Origin of the sequence: Pseudomonas sp. ArH3a, assembly GCF_022648765.1 — a bacterium.
Taxonomy (GTDB): domain Bacteria; phylum Pseudomonadota; class Gammaproteobacteria; order Pseudomonadales; family Pseudomonadaceae; genus Aquipseudomonas.
This window is the reverse complement of the sequence record NZ_CP080330.1, coordinates 6,066,764-6,091,744: the sequence shown is the minus strand read 5'-3', so window position 1 is coordinate 6,091,744 and position 24,981 is coordinate 6,066,764. Positions and strand designations below refer to the sequence as shown.

The 24,981-nt window shown below is 60.0% G+C and carries 18 protein-coding genes; 9 read left to right on the top strand and 9 right to left on the bottom strand.

The window, feature by feature from the left end; genetic code table 11:
• Nucleotides 1-136 precede the first annotated feature (136 nt).
• The 3 genes from K0P33_RS28030 to yjiA all read left to right on the top strand — a co-directional run bounded on the left by K0P33_RS28030 (nt 137) and on the right by yjiA (nt 3,555).
• On the top strand, nt 137-2,203 hold the full coding sequence (locus K0P33_RS28030; protein ID WP_094952946.1) for a carbon starvation CstA family protein: 2,067 nt from the start codon (nt 137-139) through the stop codon (nt 2,201-2,203).
• Between the two features lie 15 nt (nt 2,204-2,218).
• Nucleotides 2,219-2,416: a YbdD/YjiX family protein gene (locus K0P33_RS28025; protein ID WP_003176208.1), complete on the top strand. Its 198-nt coding sequence runs from the start codon at nt 2,219-2,221 to the stop codon at nt 2,414-2,416.
• 179 nt (nt 2,417-2,595) lie between these two features.
• Nucleotides 2,596-3,555: a GTPase gene (gene yjiA, locus K0P33_RS28020; protein ID WP_094952945.1), complete on the top strand. Its 960-nt coding sequence runs from the start codon at nt 2,596-2,598 to the stop codon at nt 3,553-3,555.
• Nucleotides 3,556-3,751: 196 nt separating this feature from the next.
• Here the strand turns inward: yjiA and glyA are convergent, their stop codons facing one another.
• Both glyA and K0P33_RS28010 read right to left on the bottom strand, forming a co-directional pair.
• On the bottom strand, nt 3,752-5,005 hold the full coding sequence (gene glyA, locus K0P33_RS28015; protein WP_119740983.1) for a serine hydroxymethyltransferase: 1,254 nt from the start codon (nt 5,003-5,005) through the stop codon (nt 3,752-3,754).
• A 224-nt stretch (nt 5,006-5,229) separates the two neighbouring features.
• Nucleotides 5,230-9,081, bottom strand: a complete 3,852-nt coding sequence (locus tag K0P33_RS28010; protein WP_277933785.1) for a bifunctional diguanylate cyclase/phosphodiesterase — start codon at nt 9,079-9,081, stop codon at nt 5,230-5,232.
• A 284-nt stretch (nt 9,082-9,365) separates the two neighbouring features.
• On the opposite strand from K0P33_RS28010, the gene ettA reads away from it, so the two are divergent.
• Nucleotides 9,366-11,030, top strand: a complete 1,665-nt coding sequence (ettA, locus tag K0P33_RS28005; RefSeq protein WP_094952942.1) for an energy-dependent translational throttle protein EttA — start codon at nt 9,366-9,368, stop codon at nt 11,028-11,030.
• Nucleotides 11,031-11,370: 340 nt separating this feature from the next.
• Nucleotides 11,371-12,708: an NADP-specific glutamate dehydrogenase gene (gene gdhA / locus K0P33_RS28000; RefSeq protein ID WP_242152778.1), complete on the top strand. Its 1,338-nt coding sequence runs from the start codon at nt 11,371-11,373 to the stop codon at nt 12,706-12,708.
• On the opposite strand, the gene K0P33_RS27995 is transcribed toward gdhA, so the two are convergent.
• A complete protein-coding gene (locus K0P33_RS27995; RefSeq protein ID WP_242152775.1) occupies nt 12,705-13,193 on the bottom strand; it encodes a GreA/GreB family elongation factor in 489 nt (162 codons plus the stop codon). The two genes, gdhA and K0P33_RS27995, sit on opposite strands and share 4 nt — an antisense overlap.
• Nucleotides 13,194-13,302: 109 nt before the next feature.
• On the bottom strand, nt 13,303-13,659 hold the full coding sequence (locus K0P33_RS27990; protein ID WP_094952939.1) for a hypothetical protein: 357 nt from the start codon (nt 13,657-13,659) through the stop codon (nt 13,303-13,305).
• Nucleotides 13,660-14,087: 428 nt separating this feature from the next.
• Between K0P33_RS27990 and K0P33_RS27985 the strand changes: the two genes are divergently transcribed.
• Nucleotides 14,088-14,378: a DUF3077 domain-containing protein gene (locus tag K0P33_RS27985; protein ID WP_094952938.1), complete on the top strand. Its 291-nt coding sequence runs from the start codon at nt 14,088-14,090 to the stop codon at nt 14,376-14,378.
• Between the two features lie 115 nt (nt 14,379-14,493).
• On the opposite strand, the gene K0P33_RS27980 is transcribed toward K0P33_RS27985, so the two are convergent.
• From K0P33_RS27980 to K0P33_RS27970, 3 genes are all read right to left on the bottom strand, one after another.
• Nucleotides 14,494-14,799, bottom strand: a complete 306-nt coding sequence (locus tag K0P33_RS27980; RefSeq protein WP_094952937.1) for a chorismate mutase — start codon at nt 14,797-14,799, stop codon at nt 14,494-14,496.
• Nucleotides 14,800-15,104: 305 nt separating this feature from the next.
• Nucleotides 15,105-16,958: a DUF4105 domain-containing protein gene (locus K0P33_RS27975; protein WP_242152771.1), complete on the bottom strand. Its 1,854-nt coding sequence runs from the start codon at nt 16,956-16,958 to the stop codon at nt 15,105-15,107.
• Nucleotides 16,959-17,047: 89 nt separating this feature from the next.
• On the bottom strand, nt 17,048-17,536 hold the full coding sequence (locus tag K0P33_RS27970; RefSeq protein WP_094952935.1) for a DUF3015 domain-containing protein: 489 nt from the start codon (nt 17,534-17,536) through the stop codon (nt 17,048-17,050).
• A gap of 279 nt (nt 17,537-17,815) precedes the next feature.
• Here K0P33_RS27970 and K0P33_RS27965 point away from each other — a divergent pair, with 279 nt between their 5' ends.
• Both K0P33_RS27965 and K0P33_RS27960 read left to right on the top strand, forming a co-directional pair.
• Nucleotides 17,816-20,254, top strand: coding sequence for an ATP-binding protein (locus tag K0P33_RS27965; protein WP_094953661.1), 2,439 nt, complete (start codon nt 17,816-17,818; stop codon nt 20,252-20,254).
• Between the two features lie 241 nt (nt 20,255-20,495).
• Nucleotides 20,496-20,813 carry a hypothetical protein gene (locus K0P33_RS27960; RefSeq protein ID WP_094953662.1) on the top strand — a complete coding sequence of 106 codons (318 nt, stop codon included), beginning with the start codon at nt 20,496-20,498 and terminating at the stop codon, nt 20,811-20,813.
• Nucleotides 20,814-20,961: 148 nt separating this feature from the next.
• Here the strand turns inward: K0P33_RS27960 and K0P33_RS27955 are convergent, their stop codons facing one another.
• Nucleotides 20,962-22,785 (bottom strand): hypothetical protein, encoded by a 1,824-nt coding sequence (locus tag K0P33_RS27955; RefSeq protein ID WP_242152768.1) that lies wholly within the window; start codon nt 22,783-22,785, stop codon nt 20,962-20,964.
• Nucleotides 22,786-22,947: 162 nt separating this feature from the next.
• On the opposite strand from K0P33_RS27955, the gene K0P33_RS27950 reads away from it, so the two are divergent.
• Nucleotides 22,948-23,436 carry a TIGR00645 family protein gene (locus K0P33_RS27950; RefSeq protein ID WP_094953664.1) on the top strand — a complete coding sequence of 163 codons (489 nt, stop codon included), beginning with the start codon at nt 22,948-22,950 and terminating at the stop codon, nt 23,434-23,436.
• A gap of 15 nt (nt 23,437-23,451) precedes the next feature.
• Here the strand turns inward: K0P33_RS27950 and K0P33_RS27945 are convergent, their stop codons facing one another.
• Nucleotides 23,452-24,885 (bottom strand): glycosyltransferase family 39 protein, encoded by a 1,434-nt coding sequence (locus K0P33_RS27945; protein WP_242152765.1) that lies wholly within the window; start codon nt 24,883-24,885, stop codon nt 23,452-23,454.
• Between the last annotated feature and the right edge of the window lie 96 nt (nt 24,886-24,981).

The following is a 24,981-nucleotide window of genomic DNA, read 5'->3' as shown; positions in this document are numbered from 1 at the left end:
GCCATCAACGGGCCTTTATTTCTGCTTTTTTTACGCTTGCAAGGCTCTAGACCAACGTAGGGGGGTGGCCTTTAAGGCCAGTAGCGCTAAACTCGGGCTGGCTGTCCTTTCTGTCCACCCTGGCTGGAATATAAAAATGAAAAATAATAATAGCCTGCTACGCCACTTACCCTGGCTGGTGCTGGCAATCGTAGGCGCGTGCGCCCTGGGCGTAGTGGCCTTGCGCCGCGGCGAGGCGATCAACGCCTTGTGGATTGTGGTCGCTGCTGTGGCCATCTACCTGGTTGCGTACCGTTACTACAGTCTGTTCATCGCTAACAACGTGATGCAGCTCGATCCACGACGGGCCACCCCCGCAGTGCTCAACAATGACGGTCTGGACTATGTGCCGACCAACAAACACATCCTTTTTGGTCACCACTTTGCGGCGATTGCCGGTGCAGGTCCGCTGGTCGGCCCGGTACTGGCGGCGCAAATGGGCTACCTGCCCGGCACCCTGTGGCTGATTGCCGGGGTGGTGTTGGCGGGCGCGGTGCAGGATTTCATGATCCTGTTCCTGTCCACCCGTCGCAACGGCCGCTCCCTCGGGGACATGGTCCGCGAAGAAATGGGCCGCATTCCCGGGACCATCGCGCTGTTTGGCTGCTTCCTGATCATGATCATCATCCTCGCGGTGCTGTCGCTGATCGTGGTCAAGGCCCTGGCCGAAAGCCCGTGGGGCATCTTCACGGTGATGGCGACCATCCCGATCGCGATGTTCATGGGCGTCTACATGCGCTACATCCGCCCGGGCCGCATCGGTGAAATCTCGATTATTGGTGTGTTGTTGCTGCTGGGTTCGATCTGGCTGGGCGGGCAGATTGCCGCTGATCCAGTGTGGGCAAAAGCGTTCACCTTCACCGGGATCCAGATCACTTGGATGCTGGTCGGTTACGGCTTCGTGGCTGCGGTATTGCCGGTGTGGCTCATCCTCGCCCCGCGTGACTACCTGTCTACGTTCCTGAAGATCGGCACCATCATTGCCCTGGCAATCGGCATCCTGGTCACCATGCCCGACCTGAAAATGCCAGCATTGACTCAGTTTATCGATGGCACTGGCCCAGTGTGGAAGGGCGGTCTGTTCCCGTTCCTGTTCATCACCATCGCCTGTGGCGCGGTATCGGGTTTCCACGCACTGATTTCCTCGGGCACCACGCCCAAGCTGTTGGCCAATGAAGCCCACTCGCGCTACATCGGGTATGGCGGCATGTTGATGGAGTCGTTCGTGGCCATCATGGCCATGGTTGCCGCTTCGGTGATCGAGCCAGGCGTGTACTTCGCCATGAACAGCCCGGCTGCCGTGGTAGGTTCGGACGTGGTGACCGTTGCGCAAACCGTCAGCAGTTGGGGTTTCGCAATCACCCCTGAAGCGCTGCAAGCGGTGGCTAACGATATTGGTGAAACCACGATCCTGGCCCGTGCCGGCGGTGCGCCGACCCTAGCGGTTGGTATCGCGCAGATCCTGCACAGTGTGCTGCCGGGTGAAAACACCATGGCGTTCTGGTACCACTTTGCGATCCTGTTCGAAGCGCTGTTCATCCTGACTGCAGTGGACGCCGGCACCCGCGCCGGTCGCTTCATGCTCCAGGATCTGCTCGGCTCCTTCGTCCCGGCGCTCAAGCGAACCGAGTCCTGGACCGCCAACCTGATCGCCACCGCAGGCTGCGTGGCGATGTGGGGCTACTTGCTGTACCAAGGCGTGATCGACCCATTGGGCGGCATCAACACCTTGTGGCCGCTGTTCGGTATCTCCAACCAGATGCTGGCCGGTATCGCGCTGATGCTCGCCACGGTTGTGCTGATAAAAATGAAACGCCAGCGCTACATCTGGGTGACCATGCTGCCGGCGGTCTGGTTGCTGATCTGCACCGTGACCGCAGGCTTCATCAAGCTGTTCGATGCGAACCCGGCGATTGGCTTCCTGTCGCTGGCCAAGAAGTACAGCGATGCGTTGGCCAACGGGCAGATACTTGCCCCGGCGAAGAGCATCGACCAGATGCAGCATGTGATCTGGAACGCCTACACGAACGCGACATTGACGGTACTGTTCCTGTTCGTGGTCTTCAGCATCCTGTTCTATGCGATCAAAGTCGGCGTGGCCGCCTGGGGTAACAAAGAACGTACGGATAAAGAATCCCCGTTCCAGGCCGTACCGGACGCTTAATCGAGGGTTGCAACCATGTTCAATGACATCAGTCGCCTCGGTAAATACCTCGGTCAGGCCGCACGCCTGATGGTCGGCATGCCCGACTACGATACGTACGTCGAGCATATGCAGACCAAACACCCGGACAAACCGATGATGGACTACAAGGCGTTCTTCCGGGAACGCCAGGAAGCCCGTTACGGTGGCAAGGGTGGGCCTAAGTGCTGCTAGCCCGATAAGTTGGGCGTGTGGCGATCCCCTGTGGGAGCGGGCTTGTGTGGGAGCTGGCTTGCCTGCGATAGCATCAGCTCGGTCTAACTGGAAGACCGAGGTGTCTGCATCGCAGGCAAGCCAGCCCCCATATAGGTCTGCTCCCACATTTGTTTCTGTGTTTCTTCAAGGAGAATATTTTGTCCTCTCCCATCCCCGTCACCATCCTCAGCGGCTTCCTCGGCGCCGGCAAAACCACCTTGCTGCGCCACCTGCTCAAAGCCGAACACGGCCTGAAAATCGCCGTGATCGAAAACGAATTCAGTGACGCCGGTATCGACACCCAGCTGTTAGGCGCCGAGCCGGTGCAGGTCATGACCCTGTCCAACGGCTGCGTGTGTTGCACCATCCACACCGACCTGACCAAAGCTCTGTACCTGCTGCTTGAGCGCCTGGACAGCGGCGAGATCGCCTTCGACCGCCTGGTGATCGAGTGCACCGGCTTGGCCGATCCTGCGCCCGTGGCCCAGACCTTTTTCATCGACGAAGAACTGCGCGAGCGCTACATCCTCGATGGCATCATTACCTTGGTGGACGCGGCCCATGCCGAACATCACCTGACCCAAACCATCGCCCAGGCCCAGATTGGTTTCGCCGACCGCCTGCTGGTGAGCAAGCGCGACCTGGTGGACGAAGCGACCTTCGATGCCCTCAGCCAGCGCCTGACCCGCATCAACCGCCGCGCGCCGATTCGGGTGGTCGACCACGGCGCCATCGACTTGGCCGAATTGCTTGATGTGCGCGGCTTTAACCTCAACGCCGGCATGAGCCTGCGCCCGGTCAGCGCTGCGCCGTCTATCGACCGCATTTCCAGCTTGGTATTACGCACTGACCAGCCGCTGGATATCGACCGCCTCAGCGCGTTCATGAACGAGCTGTTGGAAGACCACGGCAAGCAACTGCTGCGCTACAAAGGCGTGCTGAACATTGCCGGTGAAGACCGGCGCATGGTGTTCCAGGGCGTGCTCAAGCTTTACGGGTTCGATTGGGACACCGAATGGGCCGAGGGCGAGGCGCGCGAAAGTGTGATTGTGTTTATTGCTGACGAACTGCCAGAAGACAAGATTCGCGAGGGCTTTGCGAAGGTCTACCAATCCTGATTTGAAATGCGATCAAACTGTGGGAGCTGGCTTGCCTGCGATAGCGGTTTTTCAGCTGATACAGCTGTGACTGATACACCGCCATCGCAGGCAAGCCAGCTCCCACATGGAAGTGCATTTCAAGTTGGGAACGCAGTGATTTCAGGCATAAAAAAGCCCGGCTCTAAAGCCGGGCTTTTTGTTCAAGCAACTGCAATCAAGCGCCGTATACCGGCAGCTTTTTGCAGATGGCCTTGACCTTCTCACGTACCGCGTCGATCACGGCTTCGTTGTTCAGGTCCGCCAGGATGTCGCAGATCCAGCCGGCCAGTTCCTTGCACTCTGCTTCCTTGAAGCCACGCGTGGTCACAGCCGGAGTACCGAAGCGCAGGCCGGAGGTGACGAACGGCGAACGTGGGTCGTTCGGCACGGAGTTTTTGTTCACGGTGATGAAGGCTTTGCCCAGGGCAGCGTCAGCATCTTTACCGGAAATGTCCTGCTTGATCAGCGACAGCAGGAACAGGTGGTTTTCAGTACCGCCGGACACCACGTCGTAGCCGCGTTCGATGAACACACCGGCCATGGCCTTGGCGTTCTTCACCACTTGTTGCTGGTAAGTCTTGAACTCAGGCTGCAGGGCTTCTTTGAAGCAGATTGCTTTAGCCGCGATCACGTGCTCCAGCGGGCCGCCTTGGGCGCCTGGGAATACAGCGGAGTTCAGCTTCTTCTCGATCTCGGCGTTGGCGCGCGCCAGGATCAGGCCGCCACGTGGGCCGCGCAGGGTTTTGTGAGTCGTGGTGGTGACCACGTCAGCGTAAGGCACCGGGTTCGGGTAGACGCCAGCGGCGACCAGACCGGCCACGTGAGCCATGTCCACGAACAGGTACGCGCCGACTTTGTCAGCGATCTCGCGAAAGCGTGGGAAATCCAGGATCTGCGAGTAGGCAGAGAAACCGGCCACGATCATTTTTGGCTTGTGCTCAACTGCCAGGCGCTCGACTTCGTCGTAGTCGATCAGGCCGTTGGCGTCGATACCGTATTGAACGGCGTTGTACAGCTTGCCGGAGGAGGAAACGCTGGCGCCGTGGGTCAGGTGACCGCCGTGGGCCAGGCTCATGCCCAGGATGGTGTCGCCGCCTTGCAGCAGGGCCAGGTACACGGCGCTGTTGGCTTGGGAGCCGGCGTGTGGCTGGACGTTGGCGTAATCGGCGCCGAACAGTTCCTTGGCACGGTCGATGGCCAACTGCTCAACCACGTCGACGTACTCGCAACCGCCGTAGTAGCGCTTGCCTGGGTAGCCTTCGGCGTACTTGTTGGTCAGAACCGAACCTTGAGCCTCCATCACCGCAGGGCTGGTGTAGTTTTCCGAAGCGATCAGCTCAATGTGCTCTTCCTGGCGCACGGCTTCTTGCTCCATGGCGGCGAAGAGATCGGCGTCGTACTTGGCAATAGTCAAATCACGGCTGAACATGGCGGTCCTCAAGGATCGGGGGCAGAAAAGGAGGGCATTCTAACCCAATGGGTTTTAGATGGCATATGAAAGGACATCATGTCGCGGACAAGTGGGGCTCATCTGGGGATAGGCGGTGCCTGTACTGGCCTCATCGCAGGCAAGCCAGCTCCCACATTTGAAATGCATTCCCCTGTGGGCGCCGGGCTTGCCCGCGATGGGGCCATCAGCACCCCTGCAAGGTTTCAGTCGAACAGAAAAAGCGCCTCGTTACTGAACTGCGCCTCAAACCGGTTCGCCGGCATCGGCCGCCCAAACAGATAACCCTGCACCTCATCGCAACCATGCTCCCGCAGGAAATCCAGCTGCTCATGGGTTTCCACACCCTCGGCGATCACCGCCAGGTTGAGGCTGTGGGCCATGGCGATAATCGCCCGGGCGATCTGCGCGTCCTGCTCACCGGACGGCAGGCCATCGACAAAGGTGCGGTCGATCTTCAACACGTCGATGGGGAATTGCTTGAGGTAGTTCAGCGACGAATAACCCGTGCCGAAGTCGTCCACCGCGATGCTCAGGCCGAGGTTTTTCAGGCTGGCGAGGATCTGCATGGCTTCGTTGACTTCGCGCATGAGGATACTTTCGGTCAGCTCCAACTCCAGGCACGCCGGCGGCAGGCCCGTGTCCCTGAGAATGGTGGCGATGCGCTCGCCTAGCTGGCCATCCGAGAATTGCCGCGCCGAGATGTTCACCGAGACTTTCGGCACGCGCACCTTGTTCTGGTGCCAGGTCTTGAGCTGGCGGCAGGCTTCGGCCAGCACCCAATCGCCCACGTCCACCACCAGCCCCAACTCTTCCAGCACCGGAATAAAGTCACCCGGCGGCACCAGCCCACGGCGTGGGTGGCGCCAGCGCAGCAGGGCTTCGGCGCCGGTCAAACGTTTGCCATCGCCGCTGAACTGCGGTTGGTAATACAGCACGAATTCGTTCTGATCCAGCGCGTGGCGCAGGTCGCTTTCCAGTTCCAGACGCTCAAGCGCACTGGCGTTCATGTCGGCCTGGTAGAACTGGAAGTTGTTCTTGCCGCGCTCCTTGGCGTGGTACATCGCGGTGTCGGCGTTTTTCATCAGCTGGCTCAGCTCGTTGCCGTCCTGCGGGCTTAAAGCGATGCCGATACTGGCGGTCACGAAGAACTCGCGGCCCTCCAGCACAAACGGCTTCACCAGGCTCGCCAGAATCTGCTCGGCCACGGTGATTGCGCGGTTCAGCGCCATCTCGCGGCTGGCCCGCGGTTGCAGGAGCAAGGTGAACTCGTCGCCGCCCATGCGCGCCACGGTGTCGTCTTCGGCCACGCAACCGAGCAGGCGCGTGGCCATTTCCTTGAGCATGCGGTCGCCGGCGGCGTGGCCCAGGGAATCGTTGATCGGCTTGAAGCGGTCGAGGTCGAGGAACATCAGCACCACCCACGACTTCTGCCGCTCGGCCGACTGCAGTGCGGTGTGCAAGCGGTCCTGGAATAGCGTGCGGTTGGGCAGGTGGGTCAAGGCGTCGTAATACGCCAGGCGGTGGATGCGCTGTTCGCTGGCCTTGCGCTCGCTGATGTCGCTGAAGAAACACACGTAGCTGGCCAGGTCGCCTTCGTCATCGAACACGGCTGTAATGCCGACCCACGCCGGGTAATGTTCGCCATTGCGCCGCTTGAGCCACACTTCACCTTCCCAGGTGCTGTGCTGGTGCAGTTGCTTGAGCACATAACGCAGGTGGGCTTCCTGCTGTTCGTCGACGGTGAGCATGTTCGGCAACTGGTCGAGCACATCCGCCACGGCATAGCCGCTGACGCGGCTGAACGCCTCGTTGGCCTGCACGATGTAACCGGCCGGGTCGGTGATCAGGATCGCTGAGGTTGAGTGTTCGAACACCGTGGCCGCCATGCGCAGGTCTTTCTCGGCGCGGCGTTGCTGGCTGATATCGCGGCCTACACCGAGGATGCCTTCAAACGCGCCGTGTTCGTCCCACACCAGCACCAGGCGCAGCTCGATCGGCACCTTGCGCCCATCGGCGCGCAGGCAGTCGAACAAGAACAGCTGGGTTTGCACGTCATCGCGCAGTTTATTCAACGCCGCAACGTCGCCCAGCGAACGGCTGACCTGTTCCACCAGGCTGTAAATGCCGGTCAGTTGTTGCGGGTTGGCAATGATCGACTGCCAGCCATTCTTGAACACCCAATCCACGTCATAACCCAGCACGGCGTTGACCGACGGGCTGATGTAGTTGAGGGCCAGCTGGCTGTCGGTGGAGCAGATCACGTCGCTGATGCTTTCGGCCAGCATGCGGTAGCGCTGCTCGCTGTCACGCAGGGATTCGCTGGCTTCGATCTGGTCGGTAATGTCTTTGGCCACGCCGATGATCCGCGTGACCGCCGCGCTCTTGTCGCGGGCCAGGGCTTGCTCGCGGATATCGAAGCGCCGCCATTGGTTATCGCGGTGACGAAAGCGCAGTTGGCATTGCAGTTGGGTGGTGTAGCCGACTTCGCGTTGCTGCTGGCGCAAGTCGTGGTAATGCTCGGCGTCGTCCGGGTGCAGCAGGATTTCCCAGAAGTACTCGCCCATTTGCTGCAATTCGGCCTTGTTGTAGCCCAGGGTGTGGCCCAAATGGTGGTTGCTGAAAATCATTCGCTGGCTGATCACGTCCTGCACATACAGGTGATCCGGCACGGTGCGCACCACGTCCGACCAGAAGCTTTCGCGCTCCACCAGCGACAGCTCGATCAGCTTGCGGCTGGTGATGTCGCTGATGCTGAGGATCACCGCCTTGAAGTCGTCTTGCTGCTCTGGCAGGCGCATCACCAGCCACAGGTATTGATCATTGCCGGCGACGTCATTGAACTGGATTTCCAGCTCCAGCTGTTTTTGCTGGGTCAGTACAGCTTCAAGCACCTGATGACCGATGGCCGTGGCGTTGCGCGGGCAGTCATCGATCAGGCGCTCCCAGGCTTGCTCGCAAGAACTGACGTTCAACAGGCGCACAGCCACCTGGTTGACTTCGGTAACGCGCAATTCCTTGAGCAGTTGCTGGCGTTCTTCGGCGTTGTTGTGCAGCCATGCCTGCAATTGCTCGCGGGTTTGCCCATGGGCTTTGTCGAAGAACGCCTTCAAACCCGACAGGTCGAGCACGCACAGCGCCACGCCGGTGCCTTCGAAAATATCCTGATAACGGCGGCGGCCCTCATGCACCTGGCGCTGGCGGCGGCGCATGTTCAGCAGCACGATCACCGGGATCAGCGAGAGGGCCAAGCCCAGCAGGCATTTGCCGATAAACGCCGGCAGCAGTTGCTCCAGCACGGCGCCGCGGTCGAACAGCCCGCGCAACTGCCAGTCGCTTTTGCTTAGCGGCGTGACCAGCACGCTTTTATTCAGTTCGTCCGGCGTGAGTGCAGAGGCCCATTGCGCCGGCATGCCGGTGTCACGGCCGACCACGCGGTGGTTCAGACGGTTTTCGATGGTCCACATCGGCCGCTGGCCCTGGCCGTCCTGGCGGGAAAGGTTGCTCAGGTAGCTGGGCGCCAGGCGCAAGGCCCAGTACATTTTTGAGCTGCCACTGGGCTGTTGCAGCAACAGGTAGATAAGCGTGCCGTCAGGGTTGTTGCTCAGGTAATAAGGCTGCGATTGGCTGCGCTGCACCAGTTCTTCCAGATAGGCGCTGTCCTGGCTGTCTTTGGCGGTGTCGCGGATCATCGCGCCGCTGGGGGCGAGCAGGGCGACACTGCGCAGCTCTGGCAACGAGCGTTGCAAGGTGCGCATCAAGGCCTGTTGCTGTTCGTCGTTGCGCGGCGGCTCGACCATCGGTAGCAAATTCAGGGCGATTTTTGCGCTCAGGGCCATGTTCAGGCTGATCTGTTCTGCCAAGTCGGCGCTGTAGTCGATGGTGTATTGCTGCTGGTTTTTTTGGTTCTGCTGCAATTGGTCCAGCAGTTGCCAGAACAACAACGCGAGCAGCATCAGGACAAGCGTCGCCAATGCGCCTTTGAGGGTGCCGTGCAGGGGCGCTCCCGGCGCTATATGAGCGGCGCGCAGGGGAGTGGGCGGCGTGACTTTGGACAAGCTATGATCCTGCGGTTTGGCTGGGTTGGCGCGCGACGTGCACTATAAGCCGGACGCCCGGAGGGCGGCTAGCATGCCTTGACTTGTGGCAAAGTGCCAGTCCCGGCTGGCTGGACTGACCAAGCGCATTGAGGTAGCTTTGCCGGTTACGCGGGGGCGTTCCAGCCCCAGACATTCAGGCTTTTTGCGCACGAAGGCATTGATTACCGTCAACGGCCCGTGCGGCGCATGGCCTGCACGGGCTTCGCCCGCTCAATTCATCAGTCACTGACGCTAGGTTCACCATGGCTCAATACGTCTTCACCATGCATCGGCTGGGAAAAGTTGTTCCGCCGAAGCGGGAAATCCTGAAAAACATTTCGCTGTCCTTCTTCCCTGGCGCCAAGATCGGCGTGCTTGGCCTCAACGGTTCGGGTAAATCCACGCTGCTGAAAATCATGGCCGGCGTCGACACCGAGTTCGAAGGCGAAGCCCGCCCGATGCCCGAACTGAACATCGGCTACCTGCCGCAAGAGCCGATCCTGGACCCGACCAAGACCGTGCGTGAAGTGGTCGAAGAGGCCGTGGCCGTGATCAAGAACGCCCAGGCGCGCCTGGACGAGGTCTACGCCGCCTACGCCGAAGAAGATGCCGACTTCGACAAGCTCGCCGCCGAACAGGCCAAGCTCGAAGCCATCTTGCAGGCCAGCGACGGTCACAACCTGGAGCGCCAACTGGAAGTCGCCGCCGATGCGCTGCGCCTGCCGGCGTGGGACGCCAAGGTCGAATTCCTGTCGGGTGGTGAAAAACGTCGTGTGGCCCTGTGCCGCCTGCTGCTGTCGGCCCCCGACATGCTGCTGCTCGACGAACCGACTAACCACTTGGACGCCGATTCCGTCGCCTGGCTGGAACACTTCCTTCACGATTTCCCGGGCACCGTGGTTGCGATCACGCACGACCGGTACTTCCTGGACAACGTTGCCGGCTGGATCCTCGAGCTCGACCGTGGCGCCGGTATCCCTTACGAGGGCAACTACTCCGGTTGGCTGGAAGCCAAGTCCGACCGTCTGGCCGCCGAATCCAAGCAGCAATCGGCCCACGAAAAAGCCATGAAGGAAGAACTGGAGTGGGTGCGCAAAGGCGCCAAGGCCCGCCAGTCCAAATCCAAGGCACGTCTGCAACGCTTTGAAGAAATGCAGTCGCAGGAATTCCAGAAGCGCAGCGAAACCAACGAGATCTACATCCCGGCCGGCCCACGCCTGGGTGACAAGGTCATCGAGTTCAAGAACGTCAGCAAAGGCTATGGCGACCGCGTGCTGATCGATAACCTGTCGTTCTCGATGCCAAAAGGCGCGATCGTCGGCGTTATCGGTGGTAACGGTGCGGGTAAGTCCACGCTGTTCCGCATGCTGATGGGCAAGGAAACCCCGGATTCTGGCACCATTGAAGTCGGCGAAACCGTGCAACTGGCTTGCGTCGACCAGAGCCGCGAAGACCTGGATGGCAGCAAGACTGTGTTCCAGCAGATTTCCGACGGTTCCGACCAGATCCGCATCGGCAACTATGAAATCCCGTCGCGCACCTACGTCGGCCGTTTCAACTTCAAGGGCGGCGACCAGCAGAAGTTCGTCAAGGACCTGTCCGGTGGTGAGCGCGGTCGCTTGCACCTGGCCCTGACCTTGAAGGAGGGCGGCAACGTGTTGCTGCTCGACGAACCGTCCAACGACCTCGACGTTGAAACCCTGCGTTCCCTGGAAGAGGCCCTGCTGGACTTCCCGGGCGCCGCCATTGTGATCTCTCACGATCGGTGGTTCCTTGACCGCGTCGCGACCCACATCCTGGCGTACGAAGACGACTCCCAAGCGGTGTTCTTCGAAGGTAACTACACCGAGTACGAAGCGGACCGTAAAAAGCGTTTGGGCGAAGCGGCTGCCCAGCCGCACCGAGTACGCCACAAAAAACTGGCCTGATTTGGCGGGTTGTTTAAGAGAGCGGAGCCTTCGGGCTCCGTTTTTTTTGCGTGTTATTCAGGTGGCCCGCGGCGTCTGCATCGCAGGCAAGCCAGCGCCCACATTTTGATTTGTGAACACATGTCAAAAGTGGGAGCTGGCTTGCCTGCGATAGCAGTTTAACTGCTGGTGCATTCTCTAGAGTTGAATCCCTTTCTTGGTGCAAATAAACCGATTTATTTATATCCAATGCACCATTTAAATTCACAAAGGCGACATTTTGCGCTTTTCAGGTGCAGCATGAATTGCTAAGGTCCGGCTCAATCTCCTTTAAAAACAATCAATTTGCCGAGACGTTTCCATGATCGAATCTGTCGAATCCTTCCTCGCCCGCCTCAAGAAACGCGACCCCGACCAGCCGGAATTCCACCAAGCTGTAGAGGAGGTCTTACGCAGCTTGTGGCCGTTTCTAGAAGCCAACCCCCACTACCTGACCTCGGGCATCCTGGAGCGCATCTGCGAGCCGGAACGCGCGATTACTTTCCGGGTGTCGTGGGTGGATGATCACGGCAAGGTCCAGGTCAATCGCGGCTTCCGTATCCAGATGAACAGCGCCATAGGCCCCTACAAAGGCGGCCTGCGCTTCCACCCGTCGGTGAACTTGGGCGTGTTGAAATTCCTCGCCTTCGAGCAGACCTTCAAGAACTCCTTGACCTCGCTGCCCATGGGCGGCGGCAAAGGCGGCTCGGACTTCGACCCCAAGGGCAAGAGCGACGCCGAAGTGATGCGCTTCTGCCAGTCATTCATGAGCGAGCTGTACCGCCACATCGGCGCAGACGTGGACGTGCCCGCCGGCGATATCGGCGTGGGCGCGCGCGAAATCGGCTTTCTGTTTGGCCAGTACAAACGCCTCAGCAACCAGTTCACCTCGGTGCTGACCGGCAAAGGCATGGCCTACGGCGGTAGCTTGATCCGCCCCGAGGCCACCGGTTTCGGCTGCGTGTACTTCGCCGAAGCCATGCTCAAGCGCGACGGCCAGCGGGTTGAAGGCAAGCGCGTGGCCGTCTCCGGCTCCGGCAACGTCGCGCAATACGCGGCGCGCAAGGTCATGGACCTGGGCGGTAAGGTGATTTCCCTGTCCGACTCCGAAGGCACCTTGTACGCCGAAAGCGGGTTGACCGAGGAGCAATGGTCGGCCCTGCTGGAGTTGAAAAACGTGCAGCGCGGGCGCATCAGCGGACTCGCTGAGCGCTTTGGCCTGGAGTTCCGCAAAGGCAAAACCCCTTGGGAGCTGGCTTGCGACATCGCCCTGCCATGCGCCACCCAAAACGAACTCGACGCCGAGGCCGCCCGCACGCTGCTGCGCAATGGCTGCCTGTGCGTGGCCGAAGGCGCCAACATGCCGACCACCTTGGAGGCTGTGGATATCTTTATCGAGGCGGGGATCTTGTTCGCGCCGGGCAAGGCCTCCAACGCCGGCGGTGTGGCCGTGAGTGGCCTGGAAATGTCGCAAAACGCCATGCGCCTGCTGTGGACCGCAGGCGAAGTCGACAGCAAATTGCACAACATCATGCAGTCGATCCACCACGCTTGCGTGCATTACGGCGAAGAAAACGGCCGGGTCAACTACGTGAAAGGCGCGAACATCGCCGGCTTCGTGAAAGTCGCCGACGCGATGCTGGCCCAAGGCATCGTCTAAGCCTCGGGCTCGATGCGCAGCACTTCGATCACCTGATCACCGACGGGGCGCTTCCACAGCATCTCCTCGCCCACCTCGGCGCCCAGCAACGCACGGCCCAGGGGCGAGCCCCAGTTGATCAGGTTGGCCTGGGCGTCGGCCTGGTCTTCACCGACCAACTGAATGCGCTGCTGCTCGTTGTGTTCGTTGGCGAAGGTGACCCAGCTGCCGATCTGCACCTTTGCAGTGGAAGTGGCCGGCGCCACGACTTGGGCGCTTTGCACCCGCTGGTTGAAGTAGCGCAAATCGCGCTCCAGATCCGCCTGGCGCTGTTTATCGTCCTTGGCGGACTCGAGGCTGTAGGCCTGCTGCAACTGCGCGACCTTGGCCTGCAACTGCGCCAACCCTTGCGCGGTCAGGCGGTTGGGTTGCTCACTGATCAGGCGCTCCACCGGCGGGTCAGCCTGGGCGGCGGCGTTGTCTTCGTTAACAAAAGCTCGGCTCATGACATTCTCCCTCTATGGCGTTTGGGCCATGGTCGCCGCGCGATCGTTCCCACGCTCTGCGTGGGCATGCAGTCCTGGACGCTCTGCGTGCGCTTTTCAGGAAAGCGACCTATTGCGAGCGATAAGCCCTGGCGGCGTCGCGGTCTTTCTCCTGCTGCCAGGCACGCTCACGGTCGTCCCAGTGATTGTCCTTGTAGTCGCGCAACTCCTCGCTTTCACGCATGGCCTTGCACTGGCGAAAGCCATCTTCCCAGCCTTCGGCGTACTCGCTGTCTTTCAGATAACGCGGCACGTTCTTGCGAAACTCCCCGCTGATCACGCCGGCGGCCTGGCGACCGCTGCTGCAACCGTCATCAAAGCCATCGGCGAAGGCCGGTGGATAACCTTTGGCGAGTAAATCTTGATGGGTTGACTGGCAACCCGACAGCCCCACTACCGCGCACAGCATTAACGCGTACCGCCACATTACGTACTCCCTGGCCGTTTCACGGCTGATAGGGGAAGTCTAGTCAGGGATTTGTCGGGGCGGCGTGAAAGGGAGGTGAGAAAGGTGTTGGGTTAAAGGGCCATCAACGACGATTCTCTTTAAATTGCAGGACGTTTCCTAGAGAATCCTTGGCCTATTGTGCCTTAGGGTTTGGGCCACTAGTCTCCTGGCTTCGCTGTAAAAACAGCGACCGGGTTTAGCGACCCGAACCATCGAGACTCATCCTCTTTACACACTAGGCAGGCGTTTTTTACACCTGTCATACCGTGTTATGGCGGCTGTGCGCGGGAGATCTTCGGATCTGCCGGGTGTCTAGGTGACCGGTTCGCTAACCTGCGTACAGCTGCCACCCCTTTATGTTTAGCGACGTGCTGTGGTGGTCCTTTATCTCACTTAGTAGGTACACCATGTCTAAAGTCGTCCCCGATCCACCCCTTTCCTCAATCACCACCCTCGGCGTCGTCACCTTCGGCGACTACGGTGAAAACGAAAAACCGCTGTTCCGCGTCAATTCTGGCATGCCGATCGACGAAGCCTTGGAACACGCCTCCACTTTGCTTTTTTACTCCAAGAAACTCGCCATGGAAGCCGCCATGGATGTGCGCGGCGAACAATACGCCTGGGCGGCGCATTATCTGTGTGAGATGGGCAAGGCCGTCGTGGACGACCTGACCCAAGCGATGACACCCGCCACCTAAAAGGCTGACACCGCTCTTGTGGCGAGGGAGCTTGCTCCCGCTGTACTGCGCAGCGGTCCTAATCTTTTGGGGCCGCTTCGCGCCCCAGCGGGAGCAAGCTCCCTCGCCACAGGGGTTATGTCGCCTGGTGGTTCTTCAGCGAAGCATGCTCGGCCAATTCCTGCTCAATAAACGCCGCAATCATTGCGCGATACACCTGCTCAGTGACCTCAGGGTTGGCGCCCACCGCCTCTGATAAACCCCGCACCTTGGCGATCACCTGTTCAACCCGCTGCGGTGCCTTCACACCATCGGCGTCTTTTTTAAAGCGCGCCGCTTGGGAGACGTAGTGGCCGCGTTCGGCCAGCAGGGTGACGATTTGTTGGTCGAGGCGGTCGATGTTTGCGCGGACTTCTTCAAGGGTGGTGCAGTTAACGGCCATGTTGATGAAACTCCTGATGGGGTGGGCAATGCGATGTGTCTGAATATACGCGAGGCAAATGTGGGAGCGGGCTTGCTCGCGAATGCGGTGGGTCGATCAATACATCATTGCCTGAAGGACCGCCATCGCGGGCGAGCCCGTCTCCCACCTTTGAACTGCGGCGGGCGCAGAGTTTAGGCCGGGCACAAACACGTGTGGGAGCTGGCTTGCCTGCGATGGCGGTGGGTCAGTCAGCTTGGCCGATACTGACACACCGCCTTCGCGAGCAAGCCCGCTCCCACATTTTGATCTTTGTCTGGCTTTGGTTAGTAGTGATACCACTTCACTTCGAGCATCACTTCATTGACTGGCGTGGACAGGTGGCTGTACTCGCGCTGGGCGCTCAAGCGTAGGCCCAGGTTGCGCGACAATTCCCACTGCTGGTTCAGGCTGATACTGCGGCGCACTTCACCATTGGTGAAGAAATCACCCTTGGCTTCCAGGCTTAAATTGCCCAGCGGGTTTTTCCACAGCACACCGGTATTGAACCCGGCAGCCGGGGAGATGGCTTCGCTGAAGTCGTTGTTGTGCTCCACGCGCACGGTGCCGAGGGCGAAGCCGAGCATGTCGTCGGTGAGTTGCCAGGTGCCGCCAGCACCGCCGTTGACGTGGGCCACCAAGGTTTCGTCGTCGTGTTTGCCCGGTACGCGTTCCAGGCCGCCGGTCACTTGCCATGACCAAGGTTGCAACAGGGCGTTGCGTGGGGTCAGGGAACGGATGGTCGCCAGGTCCAGTTGCTGCAGCTGCCAGTGGTTGCCTTCGTACTGGCGCAGTTTCATCTGCAGGATTTCGATCTGCGCACCCAGCGGGAAGCCTTCGGCATTGTCGTTGAGGTCGTGATAGGCCATGCGCAGGCCGTATTCGCCAAAGGCCTTGTCGCCACGGGTGCCGATGCCGGCTTGCCAGGTGCGTGACTCATGACCGTTCTCAGGCAGGCCGGGACGTTCGACGTTGAGGTCGGGCGCAGGGTTCTGGTTGATCGCGCGCAGCAGTTCGAAGCTGCGTTGTGAGCGTTCGGTGTCGCGCTCCAGGCCATTGGCGCGGTAGCGGCCCAGGCGATAAGCGGCGTCGATGATCAAGGCTTGGCGGTCGCGGGGCAGGGCTTTAAACGTCGGCGCCTGCAATTGCTTCTGGTCATCGCTGATTTTCAGCACCCATTGTTGCTCGTCGCTATCCAGCGGCTTGGCGCGTTCCAGCAGTTCGCGCTCACGAGACGGGCGATAATCGATCTTCTCGACCAAGCCTGCCTCTTTCACCGCTTTGACCGTGTCGGTGGGGATCGCGGTCAGCGGGAACTGCTCGGTCAGGCGCAGGCTCGGGCGGGCCACTTGCAGCAGTTCCAGCAGGCGGTAGGAGCAGTTTTCGTCGAAGAAGAAGTAGTCAAACTGGATCTGCTTGAGTTCCCACACGTGCTCGACCATGCGCTCGGTCTCGACTTGGGTGAGGTTCAGGCGGTATTCCCACAGGTCGCGGTTCTCGAGGCTACGGTATTCCGAGAGTTTTTCTTGGTACGGCACCAGCGCGAACAGGCCGGGATAGCCGCCCATCAGGCCTTTCCAGGCGTAGAGAATGCTGTTGTCGGAGCCTTCGATGTAGGCGCCGAAGTTGATCGCGTAGCTGAGCAGGGCGGTGTTGTTGCTCTGCACGTCGGCCTGGTCGATACGCAGCAGGGTGTGGCCGAACATTGACGACGGGCTGTTGAGGTAGGCCGCCGGGAAGATCATCACCGCGCTGTGCGGCGCGACGTCCTTGAACCATTGGGTGAATTCTTTGCAGTCCAAGGCGGGCAGGTCGGTCAGGTGCAACTGATCCTTGAGCCAACGGGTGCGTGCGGGGTAAACGCATTGGACGTGCTTTTCGCCGAGGCTGGCCGGGGCATACAACGCCGCTACGGTCGCCTGCAGTTCCTGGTCCGGATGGTGCGCGCCATCGGGGGCGAGGAAGAATTTTTTGTCGCTGACATAGCTGCGCCAGCCACTGATCTTGCCGGCTTCGTAATGGCCCAAAGACAGCCAGAACGGATCGTTGGCCAATTGCTGCAAACGTTGATCATCAATATGCGGGGCCGCGTACAGCGGGGCGCAGGCGAAGAGTGCCAACCAGGCAAAGCGTTTGAGCATAGGGGCAACTTAAGTCGGAATTAGTGAGACCCAAAGGGGAGGCGGGTCCAAAATAGAGCCCGCGCCTCGAAAGGCGCGGACGGTCGAGCTTAAGCCTGGGTAGCGTATTTGGCCAGGCGGGTGTCGCTTTTCAGTACAGCCAGGGTGTTGTTGTGCACGTCGTCAGCGGTCACGTCAGCTTTGCTGAAGATCTGCTGGAAGTGCTCGTGAGTCACGGCAGCGAAGTGCTCGCGATCTTCAGGGGCAACGCCCAGAACCACGGCATAGGTGGTCAGTGCTTCGCCGTTGCCTTTGGCCATGTCTTCGGACAGCTCGTTCATCATGCCATTCATGGCAATCCAGGACTTGCCGCCGTAGGTCAGGGCGCTGTTGGTGTTACAGCCGTTGGTGCCGGAGGTCATGCCGAAGGTGGCGTTACCCGAGGTACCGTTGGTGGTGGAAGCCAGGAAGTGCGCTGGAGTACCGCGCTGGCCTTCGAACAACATGTTGCCCCAACCGCAGTTCGGGCCACCTGGTGCTTCAGCCATTGCATTGAGGGAGACGACGGTGAAGAGAGTACCAAGAAGGATCCGTTTCATAGCTTTGTTCTCTTTGTGTGCAAACCAATGGACAAGGGTTCAGGCACTTCATAGCGCCCTAGGGGCCAGTTATTAGTCTAACCCGCGCAGTTTGGAGTTTAGGCACGTTCCAGGGGTTCCGTGATTTTTATAAAACAATCAGTGTTTTTGTGCAGAGCTGCCGCGATTATTTTGTAAGACCCGTCCCCTGGCTATGCTTTCCCAAAGTCGCGCCTTGCCAGAGCGCGTAACCGGGAGCCAGAATGCCGTCATCTGCCCCGCCTGATGTAAGGAAGCCCGATGCCTGATCCTGTTGCTGCCAGCTTGCGTCTAGCGCCCGAAGCGCTGACTCGCCCTTTCTCCGCTGAACAGTTCAGCTTCTCGACCACCAATGATTTGGAGCCCTTTCGCGGTGTGCTTGGCCAGGAACGTGCGGTTGAAGCCTTGCAGTTCGGTGTGGCCATGCCACGCCCTGGTTACAACGTGTTTGTCATGGGCGAGCCGGGTACCGGCCGCTTTTCGTTCGTCAAACGCTACCTGAAAGCCGAAGGCAAGCGCCTGCAGACCCCGGCGGACTGGGTCTATGTGAATAATTTTGATGAGCCACGCGAACCGCGTGCCCTGGAATTGCCGGGCGGCGGCGCGGCGGCCTTCATCGCCGATATCAACGGTTTGGTCGACAACCTCGTCGCCACCTTCCCGGCGGTGTTCGAACACCCGACTTATCAACAGCGCAAAAGCGCCATCGACCGCGCCTTCAACCAGCGTTACGACAAGGCCTTGGACGTGATCGAACGCCTGGCCCTGGAAAAGGACGTGGCGCTGTACCGCGACAGCTCCAACATCGCGTTCACGCCGATGCTCGATGGCAAGGCGCTGGACGAGGCGGAGTTCTCGCAACTGCCGGAGGCTGACCGCGAGCGTTTCCACACGGATATTTCCGAACTGGAAGAGCGCCTCAACGAAGAATTGGCCAGCCTGCCGCAGTGGAAGCGCGAGTCGAATAACCAACTGCGTCAGTTCAACGAAGAAACCATTACCCTGGCTCTGCAGCCTTTGCTGGCGCCGCTGTCGGAAAAGTACGCGGAAAACGCGGCGGTCTGCGGTTACCTGCAGGCCATGCAGGTGTACTTGCTCAAATCCGTGGTCGAGCAGTTTGTCGACGACGCCAAGACCGACGCCCAGGCGCGCAAGCTGCTCGAAGAGCAATACTGCCCGAGCCTGGTGGTGGGCCACTCGGTCAACGGCGGCGCGCCGGTGGTGTTTGAGCCGCACCCGACGTACGACAACTTGTTCGGCCGTATCGAGTACAGCACCGACCAAGGCGCGCTGTACACCACGTATCGCCAGCTGCGCCCGGGCGCGTTGCACCGTGCCAATGGCGGTTTCCTGATTCTGGAAGCCGAAAAAATGCTCAGCGAGCCGTTTGTGTGGGACGCGCTCAAGCGTTCCTTGCAGTCGCGCAAGCTGAAGATGGAATCGCCGCTGGGCGAGCTCGGCCGCCTGGCCACCGTGACCCTCAACCCGCAAATGATCCCGTTGCAGGTCAAGGTCATCATCATCGGTTCGCGCCAGCTATACTACGCGTTGCAGGATGCCGATCCAGACTTCCAGGAGATGTTTCGCGTCCTGGTGGACTTCGACGAAGACATCCCGATGGTCGACGAGAGCCTGGAGCAGTTCGCCCAGTTGCTCAAAACCCGTACGTCGGAAGAAGGGATGGCGCCGCTGACGTCGGACGCGGTGGCGCGCCTGGCGACGTACAGCGCACGCCTGGCCGAACATCAGGGGCGTTTGTCGGCACGCATTGGCGACCTGTTCCAACTGGTCAGCGAAGCGGACTTCATCCGCCACCTGGCGGGCGATGAGATGACCGATGCCGGCCATATCGAACGCGCGCTCAAGGCCAAGGCCACGCGCACCGGGCGGGTGTCGGCGCGGATTCTCGACGACATGCTCGCCGGGGTGATCCTGATCGACACCGCCGGTGCGGCGGTCGGCAAGTGCAACGGGCTGACAGTGCTGGAGGTCGGCGATTCGGCCTTCGGTGTGCCGGCGCGGATTTCCGCCACGGTGTACCCGGGCGGCAGCGGTATTGTCGACATCGAGCGCGAGGTTAACCTCGGCCAGCCGATTCACTCCAAGGGCGTGATGATCCTCACCGGTTACCTGGGCAGCCGTTATGCCCAGGAATTCCCGCTGGCGATTTCGGCGAGCATCGCGCTGGAGCAGTCCTACGGTTATGTGGACGGCGACAGTGCGTCCCTGGGCGAGGCGTGCACCTTGATCTCGGCGCTGTCGAAAACGCCGCTCAAGCAGTGCTTTGCCATCACCGGCTCCATCAACCAGTTTGGTGAAGTGCAGGCGGTGGGCGGGGTTAACGAGAAGATCGAAGGCTTCTTCCGCCTCTGCGAAGCACGCGGCTTGACCGGCGAGCAGGGGGCGATCATTCCGCAAGCCAACGTCGCCACGTTGATGCTCGATGAGAAGGTGCTGAAAGCCGTGCGCGACGGGCAGTTCCACATTTACGCCGTGCGTCAGGCGGATGAGGCGTTGAGCTTGTTGGTGGGAGAGCCTGCCGGTGAGCCGGACGAGGAAGGGCAATTCCCCGAAGGCAGCGTGAACGCGCGCGTGGTCGAGCGTTTGCGCGCGATTGCCGAGATGATCAGCGAGGATGATTTGAAAGAGGCGGAGAAGGAGCTGGCGCAGCAGGCGTTGGCGGAAGCCAAACCGAGCTGATTTTTTGTGGTGGCGCAGTAAGTACGGGAGCTGGCTTGTTGGGCTAGCGAGCTTGTTGTGGCGAGCCTACTCGCCACAATTTTGACTCGGGTGTAGGAGACCAACGCCCGTTGGTCCCTATAACCTTGGTTTGTACCGGTTTTCTTCTATTCTGAGTGCTAGGGATATCCACAGGAGTCGCAGGATAGAGACAGCCTTGCCCTGCGCGAGGTTGAACACCGATCTACCGAGGGTCGCCGCCATGTCGCGCAACCTTTGCCTTACCCGCCAATGCCTGGGCCTGGTCACCCGTATCGAATGCTCCATTCGCCCTCTCGCGGGGGATAACGGGATGTGGACGTTGTTGTTTGCCGCCGGAATGACCGGCGAACAGCCCGCCACCATCAAGTCCGAAGGCCCGTTTCATGGGCCCTTTGTGGCAGAAACCGTTCTGGGATCAATCGTCGAAAGCCTGACGCTGCACGGCTATGAGGTGGCGGCCGATCCGCAGATATGGTGCCTGCATATGCAGGCCCATCTGCGACAACTCAATGGCGGGCATGAGCTTCTGGCCTTGTGACTGATCGTTCCCACGCTCTGCGTGGTAACGCCGCCCCGGACGCTCTGCGTCCCGCTGTCGCCACACGGCTCAAGCCCTGCGCCGGGTGACGCTACGCGTCTGGGGATGCATTCCTGTGCTGCGCGTAGGAACGATCGGCCGTAGGCGGCTATTTTGTCTCGGGCTTGTCCAGCTTTACCTCGAAACCGTATTGCACGGTGTCGAGGTCGGTGCGCTGGTAGCTTTCCAGGCTGGTCGGCTGGCCGTAGAAGTAATGCACATCAAACAGCGCCGTGCCGTACTCCTCGGCACGGTGGCTCACGCCGAGGATCTCCTTGAGGTAGTTGCCGCTCGCGTCCTTGGCGTAGAAGCGCCAGCTGTCGGCGGGAAAGTCTGTTTGATCGACGATCAGCGCGTTGTCCTTGAGTGACAGGCCTTTGGGCAGCTTGGCCACGTCAATCGTGGCTTTCTCGATGGTGGCCAGGAACAGCGGCACCGAGCCCACCACAAACGCTGGGGTTTCCGGGAACAGGTTGAGGTCGTACGTGAGCGTGCCGCTGCCCGCATTCAACTCAAAGGCCTCGGCTGGCAGCTCGATGGGCTCGCCGCGCTCGCCCTTGTCGTCCGCCGTGAAGAAGGTGATTGGGGCATCGCTGTTGTTGCGCTCGGCGCCAACCAGGTCGTCATTGAAGGTGAACGGGTGGTCAAACACGATCTTCGCGGCGCTGGAGTCTTCGGTCGATTGGCTTATGGTGACGCTTTTTTTCAGCTGCTCCTCAGTCATTGACGCATCTTTAAGCCAGCTGGCGGCGCCGTCGTCATACACGGTGACCGGCATCGGCAAGGCTTGCACGGTCTTTTGCAGGCTGTTCTTGTCGAAGCGCATCACCGGCAGGTCGAGGTCCTTGCGGGTGAGCGTGGCTTTGGAGAAGTCCAGCACGTTGACCTGCAGGTTTTCGATCAAACCATTGAAATACACCTTGGCGTAATGGCTGCTCTGTTTGTGTTCGAAGGCTTTCTGCTCGTCGGTCAGTTGTTTTTCAAAGGCGTCTGACCAAGCCGTCTGCTTTTGCATCTCGGCCAGTTGCTTCTTGTAGAACGCCACCTGCTCGGCGTTTTCGTTGATCGAGCCCGAGCGGGTGAGAAATTGCCCCGTGCTGTCGCGTGCCTGCACCAGCAATGGGTTCGGCGAGTCGTCGCCGACTTCCGGCGCCAGCGGCTCGCTGTTGGTCAGTTCGATTTCGGCGTAGTTTTTCTCAAGCAGCAGCAGGTTGAGCGTGATATTGCCCTCGGTGCGTTTGTGGCCCACGTCTTTTTTCGACAAGTCGAACGTCAGCACCTTGCCGGGCGCAACCACCTCAACCGCGCCCTTGAGGCTGACGGGCTGTGGCTGGCTCTTGTTCTCGGTCTCCAAGCCCTCGATGAACGGGTAGGTTACCGTCAGGTCATCGGGGTTGGTCAGGTTGGAGCTGCTCGGGCTCAGTTGGATGCCCGGGTCGGTTTCCGACCATTCTGGCTGGAAGGGGATGACTTTGTTGTTGCTCAGGGTCACCGACTGCCATTCCAGGCCGTGGGGAAAGGGGAACTGGTCCGGGGTGTTGAAGTTGAACGGGGAGACCGGTTGCAAATCCGTCAGGTAGTCGGAATGCGAGGCTTTGCGCAGCACGAACAGGCCATTGATGTAGGTATCCACTAAGGCTTGGGGCGTGGGGTAGTGCTTGAGCAGCGCCAGGGTGTCTTCACCGTATTCGGCGTCGATTGGCTTAACGGCGAGCTTGGTCTGCGCGCGTTCCAGCAACAGTAGCGAGCCACCGAGGTCGGCGATGGCGTCGCGCAGTTTGGGGTCTTCAATGGCGTCCAGCGATTGTTCGAACTTCGCGGTTTTCTCTTCGAGGGTGGCCTGCTTCTGCTCTTCTTTGGGGGAGCAGCCGCTGGCCATCAGCAACACCGCACACAGGCCGACAGTGGCCAAAGGGGATCGCACATCCATCATCTGAGTTTTCCTGTTCCACAGCATCGAGCTGATTTGATGGGCTCGACACTAGCAGAAAAATTCTCTCACAGATGCCGTCCGGGTCAGTTTTCTCACGGATACAGGTGTTTGGTAGCGGCTGATATACTCGCGGCCATTTTTAGCCTAGCTGTGTGAGATCCAATGGAACGCTTTATCGAAAATACTATGTACGCCTCACGCTGGCTGCTGGCGCCGATCTATTTGGGGCTTTCCCTGGGCCTGCTGATTCTGGCGCTGAAGTTCTTCCAGGAAATCATCCACGTTATTCCGAATATTTTTACCATGCTGGAAGCTGACGTCATCCTGCTGCTGTTGTCGTTAATCGACATGGCGCTGGTCGGCGGCTTGCTGGTGATGGTGATGATTTCCGGCTACGAGAACTTCGTCTCGCAGCTGGATATTGACGATAACAAAGAAAAGCTCAACTGGCTGGGCACCATGGACTCTTCATCGCTGAAGATGAAAGTGGCCGCCTCCATCGTGGCGATTTCGTCCATTCACCTGCTGCGCATCTTCATGGACGCCAAGAACGTCGATCCGCAGCATTTGATGTGGTACGTGATCATCCACATGACCTTCGTGATCTCGGCGTTCGCCATGGGTTACCTGGACAAGCTCACCAAGCACTGATGCTTTGCACCGGCCTTACTGCTCGACGAAGTAGTAAGGCTGGCGACCGATTGCCATCTGCTTGATCACGTTGACCTTCTCCGCCAAGTCGTCGGGGCGGTCCAGCAGCGCGATGTTGCCGGGCTTGGCGGCAAGAAAACTGCGCAGCTCCTCTTCGCTTTGCAGGATCGGCAAGTAGGCCTGCAGGTAGAACACACTGGCCCCGGCGATGCGCTCGTTGGGCTGAAACAACACCACCGCTTTGCCTTCGGTCTGAAAGGCCTTGGCCTGGCTGATTACCGGTACGAAGGACTCACGTTTGTCGGCCTTGGGGGCAAACCAGAAGGCGGCTGTCATGTAGCTGACGATCAGCAGCGCGAACACGCCGCTGATCACGCCGCGGTGATACCGGAACAGCGCCGGTTTGTTCGCTTTGAGCCACGTCAACAACACCCCTGCGTATTCTGCTGCGAGTACGGCGGCAGCGGGGGTGAGTGCCATCAGGTAGACGGTACGCTTGCTCGAAGCCAGGGTCAGTAACGTGAACTGCGCCACCAGCCACACGCTGAAAAACAGTCGGTAGCGGTTACGCACCAGGCTTTTGCGGAAGTGCCAAAGGCCCAGGTACACCAGAATGTTCCAAGGCAGGAACGCCTCGGGCAGCTTCGCGATGTAGTAATAGAACGGTTCGTAATGCCCAGCCTCGACAAACGAGCCGCTGAAGCGCCCGACACTGTTGGTCCACAACACTTCGGCCACCGCTTGCATGCCACCGCGCTGGAACAGAAAGCCCAGCCAGATCAGCAGCGGCACCAGTGCCAGCAGGGTGAACAGCGCTGGCTTGAGCCAGTCGCCGATGCGCAGGCGTTTATCCATCAGGCTGGTGCTGAGCAGGTACACAAAGATCACAATGCCCGGCATCGCCAAGCCCAGTACGCCTTTGCTCAGGGTGGCGATGACCATGCCGACGGTAAACAACGCCCAGGCCCAAACGCTGGAACCTTCGCGATCGGGTCGCACGGCCTGGTAAAACCCGAGCAGCGCGGCGGTCACGCCGAGGCTGAGCAACGAATCCTCACCCACGCCGCGCACGTTGCCCCAGTAACTGGCCATGGTCGCCAGGATCAACGCCGCGCAGAACGCCATCGTCTGCGGTCGCCCGAACTTGCGCAGCATCCCGTAAAACAGCATCACGCTGAACAACCCGGCAAACGCCGACGCCAGGCGCACGGCCCAGGTGGTGCCGCCAAACAGCCGAATCGCACCGGCGTCCAGCCATAGGCTCAGGGGCGGCTTTTCCAGGAAAGGTTCACGAAACAGACGTGGGATCACCCAGTCATTGTCCAGGTGCATGGCCATGGCGATCCCGGCGACGCGGGCTTCGGTGGAGCCTTGCAGCTCATGGCTGCCCAAGGCAAAGAAGAACAACACAGCAACGAGAAGGAGCAGCAGAGGAACGGGGCGCGTCATGGGTTCTGGCTACCGAGCAGGGGACCGCTCGGGGGAGCGGCCATGTTGATCGGTCAGTATATGTATCCGTTTCTTAACATTTCGTGAACGAGTGTG